The following is a 17,575-nucleotide window of genomic DNA, read 5'->3' on the forward strand; positions in this document are numbered from 1 at the left end:
GCTCGACGGTCGCGTGGGGCTGTGGTGTCGGATCGGGGGAAGCGGGGTCACTTGCCACTGAAGTTGGCCTTTCCGGGACCGTTCTCGATGAACGACTTCATGCCGACCGCGCGGTCCTCGGTGGCGAACAGCGCGGCGAACAGGTGGCTCTCCAGCTTCAGACCGCTGGTCAGGTCGGTGTCCAGGCCGCCGTCGATGGCGGCCTTCGCCGCGGCGTAGGCGAGGACGGGGCCGTTGACGAACTGGCCCGCCCACCGCTGCGCCGCCGAGTACACGTCGTCGGGTGCGACGACCTCGTCCACCATGCCGATGGCGAGCGCCTCCTGGGCCGTGACGAACCGGCCCGTGTAGATCAGGTCCTTCGTCCTGCTCGGACCGATCAGCCGCGCGAGGCGCTGCGTGCCGCCACCGCCGGGGATGATGCCCAGCAGGATCTCGGGCTGGCCGAGCTTCGCGTTGTCGCCCGCGATCCGCCGGTCGCAGCCGAGGGCGATCTCGAAGCCGCCGCCCAGCGCGTAGCCGGTGATGGCCGCGACCGTCGGCTTCGGGATGTCCGCGACCGAGCCCAGCGCCGACGACAGCGACCACGCGCGGGCGGTGATCTCCGCGTGCGTCATCGTCGCGAACTCCTTGACGTCCGCGCCCGCGGCGAACACCTTCTCGCCGCCGTGGACGATCACCGAGTACACGTCCGAGCGCTCGGTCGCCTCCCGCGCGGCGGCCTGGACCTCGTCCTGGACCTGCTTGTTCAGCGCGTTCATCGGCGGGCGGGCCAACCGGATGGTGCCGATGCCGCCGTCGACTTCCAGCGTGACGAACTCAGCCACAGGTCCTCCTCGACCAGGTCTTCAGCACTGCCGGACAGCAGGCAGGTTACCGCCCGGTAGTCACCGGCTCGACTTGACTCCGAGCCCGCCGTGGACGGGCACCTCCTCGGCGCCCTCGCGGTCGGGCCGCCAGTGCGTCAGCGTCGTGATGCCGGGCTCCAGCAGCTCGAACCCGTCGAAGAACCGCAGGAACCGGTCGTAGCCGCGGATCGCGGGCGCCAGGTACTCCTGCTCGAACAGGTCCACCGCCTCGTCCAGACCCTCGAACGTCGGGTCCGGCGTCGGGTGGCTCAGCGCGAGCAGGCTGCCGACCGGGACGGCGTCCCGGTACGCGGCCAGCGCGCCCTCCGGGTCGCGGTCGTCCGGCACGAAGTGCAGCGACAGCAGCGCCAGCACGGCGATCGGCTCGTCGAAGTCCAGCAGCCCGCGCACCGCGCCGTGACCCAGCACCGCGGGCGCGTCCAGCAGGTCGGCGTTGATCAGCGCCGTGTTCGGCGTGTCCGCGAGGATCAGCTGGCCGTGGGCGTGCACCACCGGGTCCAGGTCGACGTAGGCGACCTTGCAGCGGGGGTCGATGGCCTGCGCGACCTCGTGCACGTTGCCGACGCCGGGGATGCCCGACCCGAGGTCGAGGAACTGCCGGACGCCCGCGTGCACGCACACCCGCACCACCCGGTGCAGGAACGCGCGGTTGGCCAGCGCCACCTGCCGGATGATCGGCATCGCGGCCACGGCCTGCTTGGCCAGCTCGCGGTCGACGGCGAAGTTGTGCGCGCCGCCGAGCAGGTAGTCGTAGACCCGCGCGTCGTTCGGTTTGGTCAGGTCGACGATCGGCGGCACCCGCACCTCGGGGTCGACCACCGGTCACACCGCCTTGCGGCGCGCGAAGTACCGGTCACCCGACCGCTGGAGCTCCAGGGGCTGCGCGAACGTCGCCGACAGGTTCTCCTCGGTCAGCACGTCGTCGAGCAGCCCCTGCGCGACGACGCCGCCCTCGCGCAGCAGCAGCACGTGCGTGAAGCCCGGCGGGATCTCCTCCACGTGATGGGTGACCAGCACCATCGCGGGCGCGTCCGGGTCCATCGCCAGCTCGGACAGCCGGGCCACGAGGTCCTCGCGACCGCCCAGGTCGAGCCCGGCCGCCGGTTCGTCCAGCAGCAGCATCTCGGGGTCGGTCATCAGCGCCCTGGCGATCAGGGTCCGCTTCCGCTCGCCCTCCGACAGCGTGCCGTAGGTGCGGTCGGACAGGTGCTCGATGCCGAGCGTGCCCAGCAGCTCCTTGGCGCGGGTCGTGTCCGTGACGTCGTACTCCTCGCGCCAGCGGCCGAGCACCGCGTAGCCCGCGCTGACCACGACGTCGACGACCTTCTCGTCCGCCGGGACCCGCCCGTTGAGCGCCGCGGAGCACAGCCCGATGCGCGGCTTCAGCTCGCGCACGTCGGTCTTGCCGATCCGCTCACCCAGCAGGTGCAGCTTGCCCTTGCTCGGGTGCAGCTCCGCGCTGGCCAGGCGCAACAGGGTGGTCTTGCCCGCGCCGTTCGGCCCGAGCACCACCCAGCGCTCGTCCAGCTCGACACTCCAGTCGATGTCGCCCACCAGCGTGGTCTTGCCACGCCGCACGGCGACACCGGCCATGTGGACGACCAGATCGGTCACGTCGACTTCCGAACTCTGCACAGTGCCCTGCCTCGCCCCGTGGTCGGTCACACGGCCATTGTTTCCGACCGCCCCCCGGTGGGGGTGCGGCGGGGTGCGTCTGGACGACGGGTGGAGCCTGGTCGCCGCCGGTTAGCCGACATGGATGAACTCGGCCGACCACGCCCGGAGGAGGCCTCGCTCACGCGCCGATTGTCGGTCCGGCCTGTCAGGATCTAGGTATGGCAGCCCACTCACCCGTGCTCGCAGGCCGACCGTTCCCACTGGGCGCCCACCCCGAGGCGGGGGGCGTCCGGTTCGCCGTGTCCGCGCCGTCCGCCGAGGCGGTCGAGGTGTGCCTGATCAGCGACGACGGGACGGAAACCCGGATCGAGCTCACCGAGCGGACGTTCGGCGTCTGGCACGGCCTGGTGGCGGGCGTGACCCCCGGCCAGCGCTACGGCTACCGCGTCCACGGCCCGTACGACCCGTCCCGCGGTCTGCGGGGCAATCCGGCCAAGCTGCTGCTCGACCCGTACGCGAAGCGCGTCTCGGGCCTGCTCACCGACCTGGACGCCGCTCTCGGCTACGTGGGCGACCCGATGACGGGCCCGCCGTCGGTCGTCGACTCGCTCGGCCACGTGCCGCTCTCGGTGGTCACCTCGCCCGGCGGTCCGGACACCGGCATCAAGCCCGAGGTGCCGTTCGAGGAAGCCGTCATCTACGAGCTCCACGTCCGCGGCTTCACCCGCAGGCACCCGGACGTGCCGGAGCACCTGCGCGGCACCTACCTCGGCCTGGCCCACCCGGCCGTGGTCGAGCACCTGGTGCGCCTCGGCGTGACGACGGTCGAACTCCTCCCCGTCCACGCCTTCATCGACGAGCCCGCGCTGATGCGCGAGGGCAGGCACAACTACTGGGGCTACTCGCCGCTCGGCTACTTCGCCCCCCACCCGGCCTACGCGAGCGAGCAGGGCCACGAGGTGGAGGAGTTCCGCACGATGGTCGCCGCCCTGCACGCGGCGGGCATCGAGGTCCTGATCGACGTCGTGTTCAACCACACCTGCGAGGGCGGGCCGGACGGGCCGACCCTGTCGTTCCGCGGCCTGGACGCGCCCGGCTACTACCTGCACGTCGCGGGCGGCGGCACGCTCGACATCACCGGCTGCGGCAACACCCTGGAGGCCGCGTCGCCGCAGGTGGTGCGGCTGGTCACGGACTCGCTCCGGTACTGGGCGACGGAGCTGGGCGTGGACGGCTTCCGCTTCGACCTCGCCAGCACGCTGGGCAGGCCGGGCGGCGGCTACTTCGACCGCAACTCCGCGCTGCTCACGGCCATCACCACCGATCCGATCCTGTCCCGCTGCAAGCTCATCGCGGAGCCGTGGGACGCCACCGGCGACGGCTACCGGGTGGGCGACTTCGGCGTCCAGTGGGCCGAGTGGAACGGCCGCTACCGGGACACCGTCCGCGACTTCTGGCGCGGCGCGACCGGCGTCCGCGACCTCGCGTACCGCCTGTCCGGCTCCTCCGACCTGTACGCCGACGACCTGCGCCGCCCGTGGCAGTCGATCAACTTCATCACGGCGCACGACGGCTTCACGCTCCGCGACCTCGTCTCGTACAACGGCAAGCACAACGAGGCCAACGGCGAGGACAACCGCGACGGCACCAACGACAACCGCTCGTGGAACTGCGGCGTCGAGGGCGAGACCGACGCGCCCGGCATCCTCGTGCTCCGCGCCAAGCAGGCCCGCAACCTGTTCGCCACGCTCCTGCTGTCCACCGGCACCCCCATGATCGTGGCGGGCGACGAGCTGTGGCGCACCCAGGGCGGCAACAACAACGCCTACTGCATCGACGACGACACCTCGTGGGTCGACTGGAAGCTCGCGGACGACGCCACGTCGATGCTCGCCTTCGCCCGCCGCGTGATCACCCTGCGCGCCGACAGCCCGGCGCTGCGGCAGCCGGAGTTCTTCGAGGGCCGCACCACGGCGTCCGGCGAGCCCGACCTGGTGTGGCTGCGGCCGGACGGGGAGGAGATGGCGGAGACGGACTGGTTCGACGAGGGTCGGCGCACGCTGGGGATGTGGATCGACGGGTCGAACTCGCTGTCCCGGTCTCGGGAGGGGGAGCTGGTCTCGGACGACTCCTGGCTGCTGCTGCTGCACGCCGGGGCGGATTCGATCGAGGTGGTGCTGCCGCCCGCGGAGTACGGGGCGCACTTCGAGCCCGTGCTGGACACGACCACCGCCGACGGGTCGCCTGCGACGCCCGGCTTGTTGCCCGCTGGGTCGAGGGTGACCGTGGCCGGGCATTCGCTGCTGCTGCTTCGGGCGCCCAACTAGGGGCGTGGTCCGCCGCTCCTGTCATCGTCTCGATCGTTGATCCCGGTTTGTCAAGGCGGGAAAGATGCCTTGACAAACCGGGATCAACGATGAGGGTTGGGGTGGAGCGGGCGGCCGGGGGGGTCGGGGGAGGGCGCTCAAGGGGGCGTGGTGGGCGGGTTGGGTGGATCCGCTTCGCCGGTGCCCTCGTGGGTCCGGGGTTGAGTCCCTTGCGCGTTGATCGGTCCGAGAGTTGGGTGGGTTCGGCTTGCGCGAGAGGCGTGGCTGAGCCCCTTGCGCGTTGGTCGGTCCAACACCTGAGTGGCTCATCTCGCGCAGGTTCAGCGGTGTCGTGGTCCCGAGACCTGCGTCCCAACCCAATTCACTCACTCACTCAAGCAAGCCCGAACTCCCCGCCCCAGTCAGCCAGCCCAGTCAGCCGGCCCACTCCTCCGGCCTCTCCATCCCGCCCGTCTTTTTCCTTCCCGCGCCCTTCTCCTTCTCCTGACCTGCTCCCGCCGGGTGGTTAGCTCGGCCTCAGAGCCATTATCAACCCCTGGGACGCCCGAGCCTTCCTCCACTCATCCGTGACAGCATCACAGCGTGGAGCGCTCCCTCATCACCTGGTGCGACCGCACGATCGACCTCCTGCTGGTGGCGTCGTGCGGCTGTAGCGGGACGCGACGCGGCCTCCGCTAGGTCCGTGTCGCGTCTTGACCGCTACCCGTTCACACCAGTAGCCCTCAGGAGCACACGTTGACTGCCACCTTCGTCCATGCCGACCTGCACCCAGCCCTGGACGTCCGCCTTCTCCGCGACATCATCCACCCCGAGCGCGAGCTGTGGTCGCCGCGCGAACTGCGCGACCTGACCTCGTTCGTCGCCGGCGAGTTGACGTCCCCGCTGCTCGACATCCTCGACTTCGACCCGGCTCAGCGTTGGTGGGCCCGGCTGGGGCTCACCGAAGGCGTCGAGTTGTGGTTGTTGTCGTGGTTGCCCGGACAGCGGACCGAGCCGCACGACCACGGTGGCGCTTCCGGTTCGTTCACCGTCCTCACGGGTGAGCTGGAGGAGAACTACCGGTACCCGGCCGGTCCGATCCGTGGCGCTCGGCGGCCCACGGGTGCGTCCATCGGGTTCGGGTCGGGGCGGGCGCACGAGGTGCGCAACAACGGGACCGTCGGTGCGGCCAGCGTGCACGCCTACTCGCCGCCGTTGGTCCCGACCAGGGAGTACGCGAGCCTGGCCGACATCCCGACCGTGATCCCCCCGCTCCCCGCGCTCCGGCTCCCGCTGGAACGGCTGCGCGAACTGGCAGACCTGGAGGGCCCGTGAGCGCCGTCGACACCTACCTGGCCGAGGCGCGAGCGCACCTGGACCGGGTCACGCCGCAGGAGCTGGACGCGATCAAGGACGGCGACACGCTGATCATCGACACCCGGCCCCTCCACAACCGGGTGGCGGACGGGGAGATCCCCGGTTCCATCCCGGTGGAGCGGATCGTCCTGGAGTGGCGGCTCGACCCGGAGGGCGACTTCCGGCTGCCCGGTTTCACGGCCGACACCACGGTGGTCGTCCTGTGCAACGAGGGCTACTCGTCCAGTCTCGCCGCGCGCGACCTCCAGCGGATCGGACTGCCGAAGGCGACCGACCTCGTCGGTGGTTTCCGCGCGTGGGCGGCCGCGGGCCTGCCCGTTCGCGAGGGCGGGACGCAAGCGGTCACGTAGCGTCCCGGAGCTGTGAAGCTGCTCAGGTCCGGACCGCTGCTCGCGGTCGCGGTGGTCGTCGTCGTTCTCGTCCGGGGCGACGGGGTCGTCGGGGTGCTCGGCGCGCTCGGGGGACTCCTGCTGGAACTGGCCGCGTTCCAGGTCGGGACGTTGCTCGGTGTGCTGCTCTGGCGGCTGCGCGTCCGGTACGTGATCTTCGGCGTGGGCCGTGAGCTGCGCGCGTGGTCGACGCCCCGGTTGCGGATCGCGCTGTGCGCCCTGCCCGTCGTGGTCCGGGTCGGGGCGCGGTCGGTGCGCAGCCCCGTGCGGCGGCGGCTGTGGCTGACCGGTCTGACGTCGGCACTGGTGGCGGTCGGCGTGGTCGTCGGCGCGTGGTTGATCGGCCCGTTCGGGGTCGCGGTGGGGGCGACGGCGTGCCTCGCGCACGAACTGTGGCCACGGCGGAGCGCGGCCACGACGTCGCCCGGCTGGTACGTGTTCTCGCTGCCTCGGCTGTCGGGGCGGGAGGCGGCGGAGATGGACGCGTCGCCGATGGTGAGCGAGGTGGCCGACGCGGTGCGCGCGGGCGACCTCGACCAGGCAACCGCCGCGCTGTCCACCGTGGTCGCGGCGCACCCGGACCTGCTGATGACGACGTCGGCCCAGGTGCTCGTGCACACGGCGGCCGGGCGGTACGTGGAGGCGTTGCAGGTGGTCAGCGGTGCCGTGGGGCGGGACGACCTGGAGGACCGGGACCGCGCGCAGCTGATGGCGTCGATGGCGAGCGCCACCGCGTCGGCGGCCGAGGCCGGACTGCTGCCGCCCGCCGTCGGGGTGCCCGCCGCCGCTCGTGCCGTGGACGCGGCCATCGGGTTCGGCCTGCCCAGGTACCGGCTGGCGGGGACGTTGGCACAACTGGCCCTGCTGCGGGGCGACGCGGCCGAGGCCGCGCGGCTGGGCCGGGAGAGCGCCGACGGGGCCGAAGAGGTTCTCGGACGGGCCGATTCGCTGGCGACCGTGGCTCGGGCGCTGATGGCGGGCGGCGACAACGGCGCCGCCCGAACGGTGTTGGCCGAGGCCACCTCGCTGGCCGGGTGGCTGCCGCGGGTCGTGGGCACCGCGGCCCGGCTGAACGTCAGATGATCATCGAGGGCGTCGGGGAACGACGGCGAACCCCGGCCGGCCGGGACCTCCCGCGGCCCTGCGGTTCGACCGCGCCCGACCGAACCGTTCGACAGCGGGTGCCCCGCACCCGTCGTCCGACGGGTCCGGTTCCGGCCGGGACCGCTCGCTAGTCGACGAGGTGGCGCCGGGACCGGACGGGGTCGATGTTCCCGACGCCGATGGCTCTTCTGATCATGGAACGGCACTCCTCGCCACTGCGAAATGATTTTTGCGGGCTTCGCGGAAACGGATGGGCATTGATGATTACTTGCCGTTGCTTTTCCGTCCAGCCTCTCGGACCTCTCGCAGATTACTCACGGATCGGTCGAGTGGAGAATGTGTCGCACAATCGAGCGGTCACGGTGCCGGGTGGTCACGACACGAAAGCGTGGACACGAACGAGAAACCGGAGCAAGCAGCAGTTCACCAGACTGGCGGGTGAGGGCGACCAGCGCGCGGCGAGTCGATTGGTCCACTGCGGAGAGTGGCGTGAGAACGTGCGGATGTCCCTATCGCCCCAGCGTGACCGCACGACCGGGTGACCACTCCCCTTCACCGTCACCCATGGCGACAGCCGGGCCTCACTCCGCCAGGCGCCCGGCCGGAGCGACGCGGGAAGCCGGCCCAGTTCACCGCTTGTACTGATTCGCGTGACCGGATCGTGATCAGCGCAGAGTGAGCGGAGTGAGCCGACGGGGCCCGCACGCGACCGCGACGCCCACCTCGGCGGTGGACAACCCGGCAGACCGCCGGGAGGCGCGGGCAGGCGGCGGGCGGGTCGACCTGGGTTCGCCGACGACTCAGCGGCGGAGGAACGACCACATCGGGGTGTCCGGTCGTCGTGAACCACCACGACCGGACACCCCGGAGGAGCGGGTCAGCCCGCGAGGACGACCTTGCCCAGCTCGGCGGGCGAGGCGAGCAGGTCGTGGCGCGGCAGGATCCGCACGGTGTAGCCGAGGGTGCCCGCGTGCGGCAGCGGCACCTCGACCTCGTAGTTGCCGTTGCCCGCGTAGTTCATCGGCGCGGTCACGAGGTCGTGCAGCTCGTCGCCGTCGCCGACCTTGCCGAGCACGACCTGGACGTCCGCCTCGGACGGCTCCAGACCGGCCAGCTCGACCAGCGCGCGGACCGTCACCAGGCTGCCGAGCACCGGCGTCGGGTGCCCGTTGACGTTCAGCTCCGAGTCGAGCACCCGCACGCGCGGCCACGCCTCGCGCAGCCGCTGGCGGTAGTCCGCCAGTTCCTTCGCGCCGCGGAAGCCCTCGCCCACGACCGAGTCGGCCGACGCGGCGGCGGGCGCGTAGAGCGTCTCCACGTACTCGCGCACCATCCGCGACGCCTGCACGGCCGGGCCGAGCGACGCCAGCGTGTGCCGGACCATCGCGAGCCACTGCGTCGGCGTGCCGTCCTCGCCGCGGTCGTAGAACAGCGGCGCGACCTGGTTGCCGAGCAGCTCGTACAGAGCGGTCGCCTCCAGGTCGTCGCGGCGGGTCGGGTCGTGCACGCCGTCGGCGGTCGGGATGGCCCAGCCGTTGCTGCCGTCGTACAGCTCGTCCCACCAACCGTCGCGGATGGACAGGTTGAGGCCGCCGTTCAGCGCGGACTTCATGCCGGACGTGCCGCACGCCTCCAGCGGGCGCATCGGGTTGTTCAGCCAGACGTCGCAGCCCCAGTACAGGTAGCGGGCCATCGACATGTCGTAGTCCGGCAGGAACACGATCCGGTGCCGCACGCCGGCCTCGTCGGCGTAGCGGACGATCTGCTGGATCAGCGCCTTGCCGCCGTCGTCGGCCGGGTGCGACTTGCCCGCGACGACGAGCTGCACCGGGCGCTCCGGGTGCAGCAGCATCGCGCGCAGCCGCTCCGGGTCGCGCAGCATCAGCGTGAGCCGCTTGTAGGTCGGGACGCGGCGGGCGAAGCCCACGGTCAGCACGTCCGGGTCGAACACGGAGTCGGTCCAGCCCAGCTCCAGCTCCGACGCGCCGCGCTGCAACCACGACGCGCGGACGCGGCGGCGGACCTCGTCGACGAGCCTGCCGCGCAGTTCCGTCCGCAGCTCCCAGAGCCGGGTGTCGGTGACGGGCTCGAAGCCGCGCATCCCGATGCCCGACTCCTCGGTCTCGCCGAGCAGCTTGGACATCTCGGTCGCCGCCCACGTCGGGCCGTGCACGCCGTTGGTGACCGAGCGGATCGGCACCTCGGTCGTGTCGAAGCCCGGCCACAGGCCGCGGAACATGTCGCGGCTGACCTCGCCGTGCAGCTTGGAGACGCCGTTCGCGCGCTGAGCCAGCCTCAGACCCATGTGCGCCATGTTGAACAGGCCGGGGTTGTCCTCGGCGCCCAGCGCGAGGACCCGCTGCGTGCTCACGCCCGGCAGCAGGGTCTCGGAGCCGAAGTAGTGCTGCACGAGGTCGACCGGGAACCGGTCGATGCCCGCCGGCACGGGCGTGTGCGTGGTGAACACCGTGCCCGCGCGCACCGCGGCGAGCGCCTGGTCGAAGTCGAGGCCCTCGGTCGTGGTCAGCTCGCGGATGCGCTCCAGCCCGAGGAAACCCGCGTGGCCCTCGTTGGTGTGGAACACCTCGGGCTTCGCGTGACCGGTCAGCTCGCAGTAGGTGCGCACGGCCCTGACCCCGCCGATGCCCGCGAGGATCTCCTGCCGGATGCGGTGGTCCTGGTCGCCGCCGTAGAGCCGGTCCGTGACACCGCGCAGGTCCTCGTCGTTCTCCTCGACGTCGGAGTCGAGCAGGAGCAGCGGGATCCGCCCGACCTGCGCCTTCCAGATCTTGGCGCGCAGCACCCGGTCACCCGGCATGGCCACGTGCACCAGGATCGGCGCGCCGGACGGCTCGGTCAGCAGTTCGAGCGGCAGCGCGCGCGGGTCGAGCACCGGGTAGTGCTCGATCTGCCAGCCGTCGAGCGAGAGGGACTGGCGGAAGTAGCCGGAGCGGTAGAGCAGCCCGACCGCGATCAGCGGCACCCCGAGGTCGGACGCCGCCTTCAGGTGGTCGCCCGCCAGCACGCCGAGCCCGCCCGAGTAGTTCGGCAGCGCCTCGGTGACGCCGAACTCCATCGAGAAGTAGGCGATGGCCGACGGGAGCGGCGACAACTCGAAGTTCCCGTGCTCGCGACGCGCCTGCACCTCCTCCTGCCTCCGCTGGAACCACCGGGGTCCCCGCGTGTAGCGGTCGAGGTCGTCGGCCAGCGCACGGGCGTGCGACAGGAACTGCTCGTCCCGGGAGAGCCGGTCGAGCCGCTCGGGCGACACCACGGACAACAGGCGCAGCGGATCGCCACCGACCTCGGACCAGACCTGGGGGTCGACCGACGCGAAGAGGTCCTGTGTCGGCGGGTGCCAGGTCCAGCGCAGGTTGGTGGCGAGCGTGCCCAGGAAGGACAACGGCTCCGGGAGGCTGGCTCGGACGGTGAACCGGCGAAGTGCTCGCATGGCGACGGACCTTATCTCCCGGCGGGCGGAACACGACAAGCTTCCTCGCCCAGACTGCAAGGGTTTGCCGAATCGGTACCGGGATCGATACAGGTGCTCGCCGCCGTTGACCTGCGCTTCGAGGCGCTAGACACCTCCGCTTCTTGATCGTCGCATTTGGAGCAGCGGTGACGGGCCGAGGAAGGATTCGAGGGGTTCTCACGACTGAGCGGGAGGACTCACGGCCGGTTCGGCGCGCTCGGCTCCCAGCCGGGGGAACAGGGTGGCTCCGACTCACAGCCGGGGAACCAGGGCGACCGCCAGTCCCAGCGGTGGTGGCCGATGTGACTCGGGGACCCCTCGATGCGACCCTGTGATCGGGCTCAAGGGCCGGTGGCAACAACCTGCCCGATCAATGAGGATAAGGGTCGCATCCCCCGAGTAAATCGGCCACGTTCACAACACCGCCCCGCCGAGCAGCGACCACCACACCATTCTCCATCCCAGCTCAACCCCGGCGTGAACTGGGACGAGCGGGCCCCCGGCCCCGACCCGGCCCCGTGCCCAACCCATCCCTTCCCGCTTTTCCACACCTTTCCCCCCGGCCGGACCCCGATTTTCCAAGCACGTCGTGGCCGCCTCCGTTTGTCAAGGCATCTTTCCCGCCTTGACAAACGGAGGCGGCCATCGAGACAATCACGAAATCGGGGTGCGGCCACCCGCCCCGAACGCCGAACGCCGAACGCCGAACGCCGAACGCCGAACAAGGGTCCCCGAAAAGTGAGGACCCCCCGATGCGCAGGCCAGGCCGGGGGTCTGACAATTCCGGACAACCGAGCAACCTTCACAAACCGGACCACCGCACCCCACGAGCGTGTTCTCCGACACCCCCCGCCCGCCCGCGGAAGAACCCCACCCTTCGGCACACCGAAGAACCCGACCCCCTCTACCGAGCCCGCCGCCCCCCGGCCACCCAACCCCACCCCCCGTGTAACCAGCGCGTTAACCACATCAGGTCTCATCACGACCACGCTCGGCGTGGCGCGCGGCATTCGGGCGAACCCGTCCCCGATGATCACGACGACAGGTCGAACGGCCATGGACACACCGCCCGCGCGGGCACAGAGTTGACGCGCCGGGGTGTGCGAGCCCACCGGAATGGGTACGGACAGTTGAAGTAGTCCCCGGTGATGACCTGCCACATCGAGCAAGGCAGACTGAACGGGCCCGCGGTTCTGCCGCGCGAAACACGGCGAGAGGGCGTAGCCGATGAGTGGACGACTCGGCATCGATGATGTTTCCCCGGCGGTCAGCGGTGGCCGTTATCCGGCGAAAGCCGTGACAGGGGAACACATTCCGGTCGAAGCGACGGTCTGGCGCGAGGGGCACGACGCCGTCGCGGCCACCGTCGCGTGGCGCGGACCGAAGGACCGCATCGCGCGCCAGACCAGGATGGTGCCGCACGGCGTCGGGCTCGACCGGTTCGCCTCCGTGATCGTTCCGGACTGCGAGGGCTCGTGGACGTTCCGCGTCGACGCCTGGAGCGATCCGTGGGCGACGTGGCGGCACGCCGTCGAGGCGAAGATCGGCGCGGGGCAGGGAGCGGGCGAGCTGGCGAACGACCTGGAGAGCGGCGCGCTGCTGCTGGACCGGGTGTCGCGGCGGCCCGACCGGCGCAAGGACCGCCCGCTGCTGGCCAACGCCGCGGCGTCGCTGCGCGACGAGAACCGGCCGCTGTCGGAACGCGTCGCGCCCGCGCTCGCGTCCGACGTGCACCGGATCATGACCGAGTTCCCGGTGCGGGAACTGGTCACCAAGGGCAGGACCTACAAGGTGTGGGTCGACCGGAAGCTGGCCGCGTTCGGCTCCTGGTACGAGTTCTTCCCGCGCTCGACCGGCGGCTGGGACGAGCACGGGAACGCGGTGCACGGCACGTTCGAGACCGCGACCAGGGAACTGGACCGGGTCGCCGCGATGGGCTTCGACGTCGCCTACCTGCCGCCGATCCACCCGATCGGCCGGGTGAACCGCAAGGGCCCCAACAACACCCTGGTCGCCGACGAGAACGACGTCGGCTCGCCGTGGGCGATCGGCGCCGACGAGGGCGGGCACGACGCCATCGCCCCCCAGCTCGGCACGATCGAGGACTTCGACCGGTTCGTGGCCCGCGCGAACGAGCTGAACATCGAGGTCGCCCTCGACCTGGCGCTCCAGTGCGCCCCGGACCACCCGTGGGTGCTCAAGTCGCCGGAGTGGTTCACCACCCGGCCGGACGGCACGATCGCGTACGCCGAGAACCCGCCGAAGAAGTACCAGGACATCTACCCGGTCAACTTCGACAACGACCCCAAGGGCATCTACCACGAGGTCCTGCGCGTGGTGCTGCACTGGGTCGACCACGGGGTGCGCGTCTTCCGGGTCGACAACCCGCACACCAAGCCACCGGACTTCTGGGCGTGGCTGATCTGGGCCGTGAAGGACAAGCACCCCGAAGTGCTGTTCCTCGCCGAGGCGTTCACCCGCCCCGCGCGGCTCTACGGACTGGCGAAGCTCGGCTTCACCCAGTCCTACACCTACTTCACCTGGCGGACGAGCAAGCAGGAACTGACCGAGTTCGGCGTCGAGCAGGTCGAGCACTGGGACGAGGCCCGGCCCAACCTGTTCGTGAACACGCCGGACATCCTCCACGAATCGCTCCAGCACGGCGGTCCCGGCATGTTCGCGCTCCGCGCGGCACTGGCCGCCACGATGGCGCCCACGTGGGGCGTGTACTCGGGCTACGAGCTGTTCGAGCACGAGGCCGTGAAGCCCGGTAGCGAGGAATACCTCGACTCCGAGAAGTACCAGTTGCGGCCACGCGACTACGCGGGCGCCCTGACCGAGGGCCGTTCGCTGGAACCGTGGCTGCGCAAGCTGAACGCGGCCCGCCGGGCACACCCGGCCTTGCAGCAGATGCGCACCCTGAGGTTCCACCACATCGACAACGAAGCCCTCATCGCCTACTCCAAACAGGATCCGGCAACCGGCGACACCGTCGTGACTGTGGTGAGCTTGGACCCGAACGACCCGCAGGCGGGCACTCTCTGGCTCGACCTGCCCTCGCTCGGCTTCGACTGGCACGAGCGCCTGATCGCGCACGACGAGGTCACCGGCGAGACGTGGGACTGGGGCCAGGCGAACTACGTCCGGCTGGAACCGTGGCGCGCGGTCGCGCACATCGTGGGGCTGCAACGCCGGTTCTCCTGAACCAATCAGGAACCCGAGGACCCCTGCGTGCACCAGGTACGCAGGGGATGGTTGACGTACCCGCTATGAGGTGGGACGAGGTGGAGATCATGCAGGAAGATTCCCGACCGGACGCAGCCCTGGGGCTGGAGGGCGTGCCGCACACCGGCGAGGCGATCACCGCAGACGGGCTGCTCGTGGAGCCCCAGGCCGAGGACTTCCAGCACGCGAAACAGGCGCCCAGGAACCCGGACTGGTTCAAGGGCGCGGTGTTCTACGAGGTGCTGGTGCGCGCCTTCACCGACTCGAACGGTGACGGCACCGGCGACCTGCGCGGCCTGGCCAGCAGACTGGACTACCTGGAGTGGCTCGGCATCGACTGCCTCTGGCTGCCGCCCTTCTACGCCTCCCCGTTGCGCGACGGGGGTTACGACATCAGCGACTTCCGCGCTGTGCTGCCGGAGTTCGGCAACATCGAGGACTTCGTGTACCTGCTCGACGAGGCGCACCGCCGCGGCATCCGGGTCATCACCGACCTGGTGCTCAACCACACCTCCGACGCCCACCCGTGGTTCCAGCAGTCGCGCATGGACCCGGACGGCCCGTACGGCGACTACTACGTGTGGAGCGACGACGACTCCCGCTACGCCGACGCGCGGATCATCTTCGTCGACACCGAGACGTCGAACTGGACCTACGACCCGGTGCGCGGGCAGTTCTACTGGCACCGGTTCTTCTCCCACCAGCCCGACCTGAACTTCGAGAACAACGACGTCCAGGAAGCGATGCTGGACACGCTGCGGTTCTGGCTCGACCTCGGCATCGACGGCTTCCGGCTCGACGCGGTGCCCTACCTCTTCGAGGAGGAGGGCACCAACTGCGAGAACCTGCCGCGCACGCACGACTTCCTCAAGCGCTGCCGCAAGGTCGTCGACGACGAGTACCCCGGCCGCATCCTGCTGGCCGAGGCGAACCAGTGGCCGTCGGACGTGGTCGAGTACTTCGGCGACCCGGAGGTCGGCGGCGACGAGTGCCACATGGCGTTCCACTTCCCGCTGATGCCGCGCATCTTCATGGCGGTCCGGCGCGAGTCGCGCTTCCCGATCTCGGAGATCCTGGCTCAGACGCCGGAGATCCCGACGGGCACGCAGTGGGGCATCTTCCTGCGCAACCACGACGAGCTGACGCTCGAGATGGTCACGGACGAAGAGCGCGACTACATGTACACCGAGTACGCCAAGGACCCGCGGATGAAGGCCAACATCGGCATCCGCCGACGGCTGGCGCCGCTGCTGGAGAACGACCGCAACCAGCAGGAGCTGTTCACCGCGATGCTGCTGTCGCTGCCCGGTTCGCCCGTTCTCTACTACGGCGACGAGATCGGCATGGGCGACAACATCTGGCTGGGCGACCGCGACGCGGTCCGCACGCCGATGCAGTGGACCCCGGACCGCAACGCCGGGTTCTCCAGCTGCGATCCGGGCCGGATCTACCTGCCGGTGATCATGGACCCGATCTACGGCTACCAGGCGCTCAACGTCGAGTCCCAGCTCAACAGCGCCCCGTCGCTGCTGAACTGGACCCGGCGGATGATCGAGGTGCGCAAGCAGCACCACGCGCTCGCCGAGGGCACCTTCATCGACCTCGGTGGGTCGAACCCGAGCGTCCTCGCCTACAAGCGGCGCTGGACGCGACCGGACGGGCACGAGGACATCGTGCTGTGCGTCAACAACCTGTCGCGCTTCCCGCAGCCGGTCGAACTTGACCTGTCCGAGCACCGGGGCACCACCCCGGTGGAGCTGACCGGCGGGGTCCACTTCCCGCAGGTCGGCGAGCTGCCGTACCTGCTCACACTCCCCGGCCACGGGTTCTACTGGTTCCAGTTGGCCACCGTGGGCGACGACGGCGAATCGAGGTGAGCGACGTGACCGAACCCCGTGACCTGGTCGAGAAACTGCTGACGGAGCTGCCGGACTGGTTGCCCGCGCAGCGCTGGTTCGCAGGCAAGGACCGGCCGGTGGACTCGGTCCGTCCACTCCGGACGACCGTGCTGCTCGACGACCCGGTGCTGCTGCACGTGGTCGTCGAGGTCGAGCAGGCCGACCGCGTCGAGGCCTACCAGCTGCTGGTGACCGACCGCGACGAGTCGTACGAGGCGGCGGGCGACGCCGAGCTGACCGGTCATCTCCTGGACCTGATCGTCGAGGGCCGCGAGGTCGACGGGCTGCGCTTCGCGCACGAACCGGACGCCGAGCTGACCGGCGGACTGCGCGGGCGGCCCATCACCTCGGAGCAGAGCAACACGTCGATCATCTTCGGCAGCCAGTACATCCTCAAGCTGTTCCGGAAGCTCTCCTACGGGCCGAACCCGGACCTGGTGCTGCACCGGGCGCTGCGGAAGGTCGGCTGCGAGCACATCGCGCAGCCGCTCGGCTCGATCACCGGCGACCTGAACGGCGAGCAGGTCACCATCGGCATGCTCCAGCAGTTCCTGCCGGACGCGGTCGACGGCTGGGCGATGGCGACGACGAGCGTGCGCGACCTGATGGCCGACCCCGAGGCCCAGCACGCCGACCAGGCGGGCGGCGACTTCGCCGCCGAGGCCAACCGGCTCGGGCAGGCGGTCGCGACCGTGCACGCCGACCTGGAGCGGGCGCTCGGGCAGCAGGACGCGGACGACGACGACATCACCGCGACCGTGCGGGCGATGAAGGCCCGGCTCGACTCCGTGGCCACGATGGTCCCGGCGCTGGAGCCGTTCGTGCCCGCGCTGCGGGACGCGTTCGACAAGGCGCTGGACGGCCGGGGCGCCATCGCCGTGCAGAACATCCACGGCGACCTGCACCTGGGCCAGGTCCTGCGCACCGTGCACGGCTGGCTGCTGATCGACTTCGAGGGCGAGCCCGCCGCACCCGCCGAGGAGCGGGCCGCGCTCAAGTCGCCGCTGCGCGACGTGGCCGGAATGCTGCGATCCTTCGACTACGCGGCGCACCAGATGCTCGTCGGGCAGGACGAGGACGCCCTGCTCACCGAGCGCGCGCTGGAGTGGTCGCGGCGCAACCGCGCGGCCTTCTGCGAGGGTTACGCGGAGGCGGCGGCCGAGTCGGTCGGCGACCCCCGGCGGCACGGGGAGCTGCTGAGGGCGTTCGAGCTGGACAAGGCCGTCTACGAGGTCGCATACGAGTACGCGAACAGGCCGGAGTGGTTGACGGTTCCCCTGTCGTCGATCGCCCGGATCACCGGAGAAGGAGCGTGACG

The 17,575-nt window shown here is 70.6% G+C and carries 11 protein-coding genes; 7 read left to right on the forward strand and 4 right to left on the reverse strand.

The window, feature by feature from the left end; genetic code table 11:
• Positions 1–47: 47 nt before the first annotated feature.
• From VFZ92_RS32255 to VFZ92_RS32265, 3 genes are read right to left on the reverse strand one after another with little or no spacing between them, the layout of a single operon-like run.
• Positions 48–827 (reverse strand): enoyl-CoA hydratase/isomerase family protein, encoded by a 780-nt coding sequence (locus VFZ92_RS32255; RefSeq protein ID WP_330879908.1) that lies wholly within the window; start codon positions 825–827, stop codon positions 48–50.
• Between the two features lie 60 nt (positions 828–887).
• Positions 888–1,688, reverse strand: coding sequence for an SAM-dependent methyltransferase (locus VFZ92_RS32260; protein ID WP_330879910.1), 801 nt, complete (start codon positions 1,686–1,688; stop codon positions 888–890).
• Between the two features lie 3 nt (positions 1,689–1,691).
• Positions 1,692–2,462, reverse strand: a complete 771-nt coding sequence (locus VFZ92_RS32265) for an ABC transporter ATP-binding protein (RefSeq protein WP_330879946.1) — start codon at positions 2,460–2,462, stop codon at positions 1,692–1,694.
• Positions 2,463–2,704: 242 nt separating this feature from the next.
• On the opposite strand from VFZ92_RS32265, the gene glgX reads away from it, so the two are divergent.
• The 4 genes from glgX (at position 2,705) to VFZ92_RS32285 (ending at position 7,641) form a co-directional block, all read left to right on the forward strand.
• Positions 2,705–4,813, forward strand: a complete 2,109-nt coding sequence (gene glgX, locus VFZ92_RS32270) for a glycogen debranching protein GlgX (RefSeq protein ID WP_330879912.1) — start codon at positions 2,705–2,707, stop codon at positions 4,811–4,813.
• 735 nt (positions 4,814–5,548) lie between these two features.
• A complete protein-coding gene (locus VFZ92_RS32275; RefSeq protein WP_330879914.1) occupies positions 5,549–6,127 on the forward strand; it encodes a cysteine dioxygenase family protein in 579 nt (192 codons plus the stop codon).
• Positions 6,124–6,519: a rhodanese-like domain-containing protein gene (locus tag VFZ92_RS32280; protein ID WP_330879916.1), complete on the forward strand. Its 396-nt coding sequence runs from the start codon at positions 6,124–6,126 to the stop codon at positions 6,517–6,519. The genes VFZ92_RS32275 and VFZ92_RS32280 overlap by 4 nt, the downstream gene beginning before the upstream one ends.
• A gap of 12 nt (positions 6,520–6,531) precedes the next feature.
• Entirely contained in the window at positions 6,532–7,641 is a 1,110-nt protein-coding gene (locus VFZ92_RS32285) for a hypothetical protein (protein ID WP_330879918.1), read from the forward strand.
• An 898-nt stretch (positions 7,642–8,539) separates the two neighbouring features.
• Here the strand turns inward: VFZ92_RS32285 and glgP are convergent.
• Positions 8,540–11,113: an alpha-glucan family phosphorylase gene (glgP, locus tag VFZ92_RS32290; protein WP_330879920.1), complete on the reverse strand. Its 2,574-nt coding sequence runs from the start codon at positions 11,111–11,113 to the stop codon at positions 8,540–8,542.
• A 1,248-nt stretch (positions 11,114–12,361) separates the two neighbouring features.
• On the opposite strand from glgP, the gene VFZ92_RS32295 reads away from it, so the two are divergent.
• The 3 genes from VFZ92_RS32295 to VFZ92_RS32305 all read left to right on the forward strand — a co-directional run bounded on the left by VFZ92_RS32295 (position 12,362) and on the right by VFZ92_RS32305 (position 17,573).
• On the forward strand, positions 12,362–14,338 hold the full coding sequence (locus tag VFZ92_RS32295; RefSeq protein ID WP_330879922.1) for an alpha-1,4-glucan--maltose-1-phosphate maltosyltransferase: 1,977 nt from the start codon (positions 12,362–12,364) through the stop codon (positions 14,336–14,338).
• Between the two features lie 89 nt (positions 14,339–14,427).
• On the forward strand, positions 14,428–16,236 hold the full coding sequence (treS, locus tag VFZ92_RS32300) for a maltose alpha-D-glucosyltransferase (RefSeq protein ID WP_330879925.1): 1,809 nt from the start codon (positions 14,428–14,430) through the stop codon (positions 16,234–16,236).
• Positions 16,237–16,241: 5 nt separating this feature from the next.
• Entirely contained in the window at positions 16,242–17,573 is a 1,332-nt protein-coding gene (locus VFZ92_RS32305) for a maltokinase N-terminal cap-like domain-containing protein (RefSeq protein WP_330879927.1), read from the forward strand.
• Positions 17,574–17,575: the final 2 nt, after the last annotated feature.

It is taken from the genome of Umezawaea sp., from assembly GCF_036375055.1.
In the GTDB taxonomy this organism is placed as follows: domain Bacteria; phylum Actinomycetota; class Actinomycetes; order Mycobacteriales; family Pseudonocardiaceae; genus Umezawaea.

Excerpts from the sequence above, each read along its gene's own strand:
- glgP (WP_330879920.1), bottom strand. The coding sequence starts at position 11,113 with ATGCGAGCACTTCGCCGGTTCACCGTCCGAGCCAGCCTCCCGGAGCCG.
- treS (WP_330879925.1), top strand. The coding sequence starts at position 14,428 with ATGCAGGAAGATTCCCGACCGGACGCAGCCCTGGGGCTGGAGGGCGTG.
- VFZ92_RS32265 (WP_330879946.1), bottom strand. The coding sequence starts at position 2,462 with ATGGCCGGTGTCGCCGTGCGGCGTGGCAAGACCACGCTGGTGGGCGAC.
- glgX (WP_330879912.1), top strand. The coding sequence starts at position 2,705 with ATGGCAGCCCACTCACCCGTGCTCGCAGGCCGACCGTTCCCACTGGGC.
- VFZ92_RS32295 (WP_330879922.1), top strand. The coding sequence starts at position 12,362 with ATGAGTGGACGACTCGGCATCGATGATGTTTCCCCGGCGGTCAGCGGT.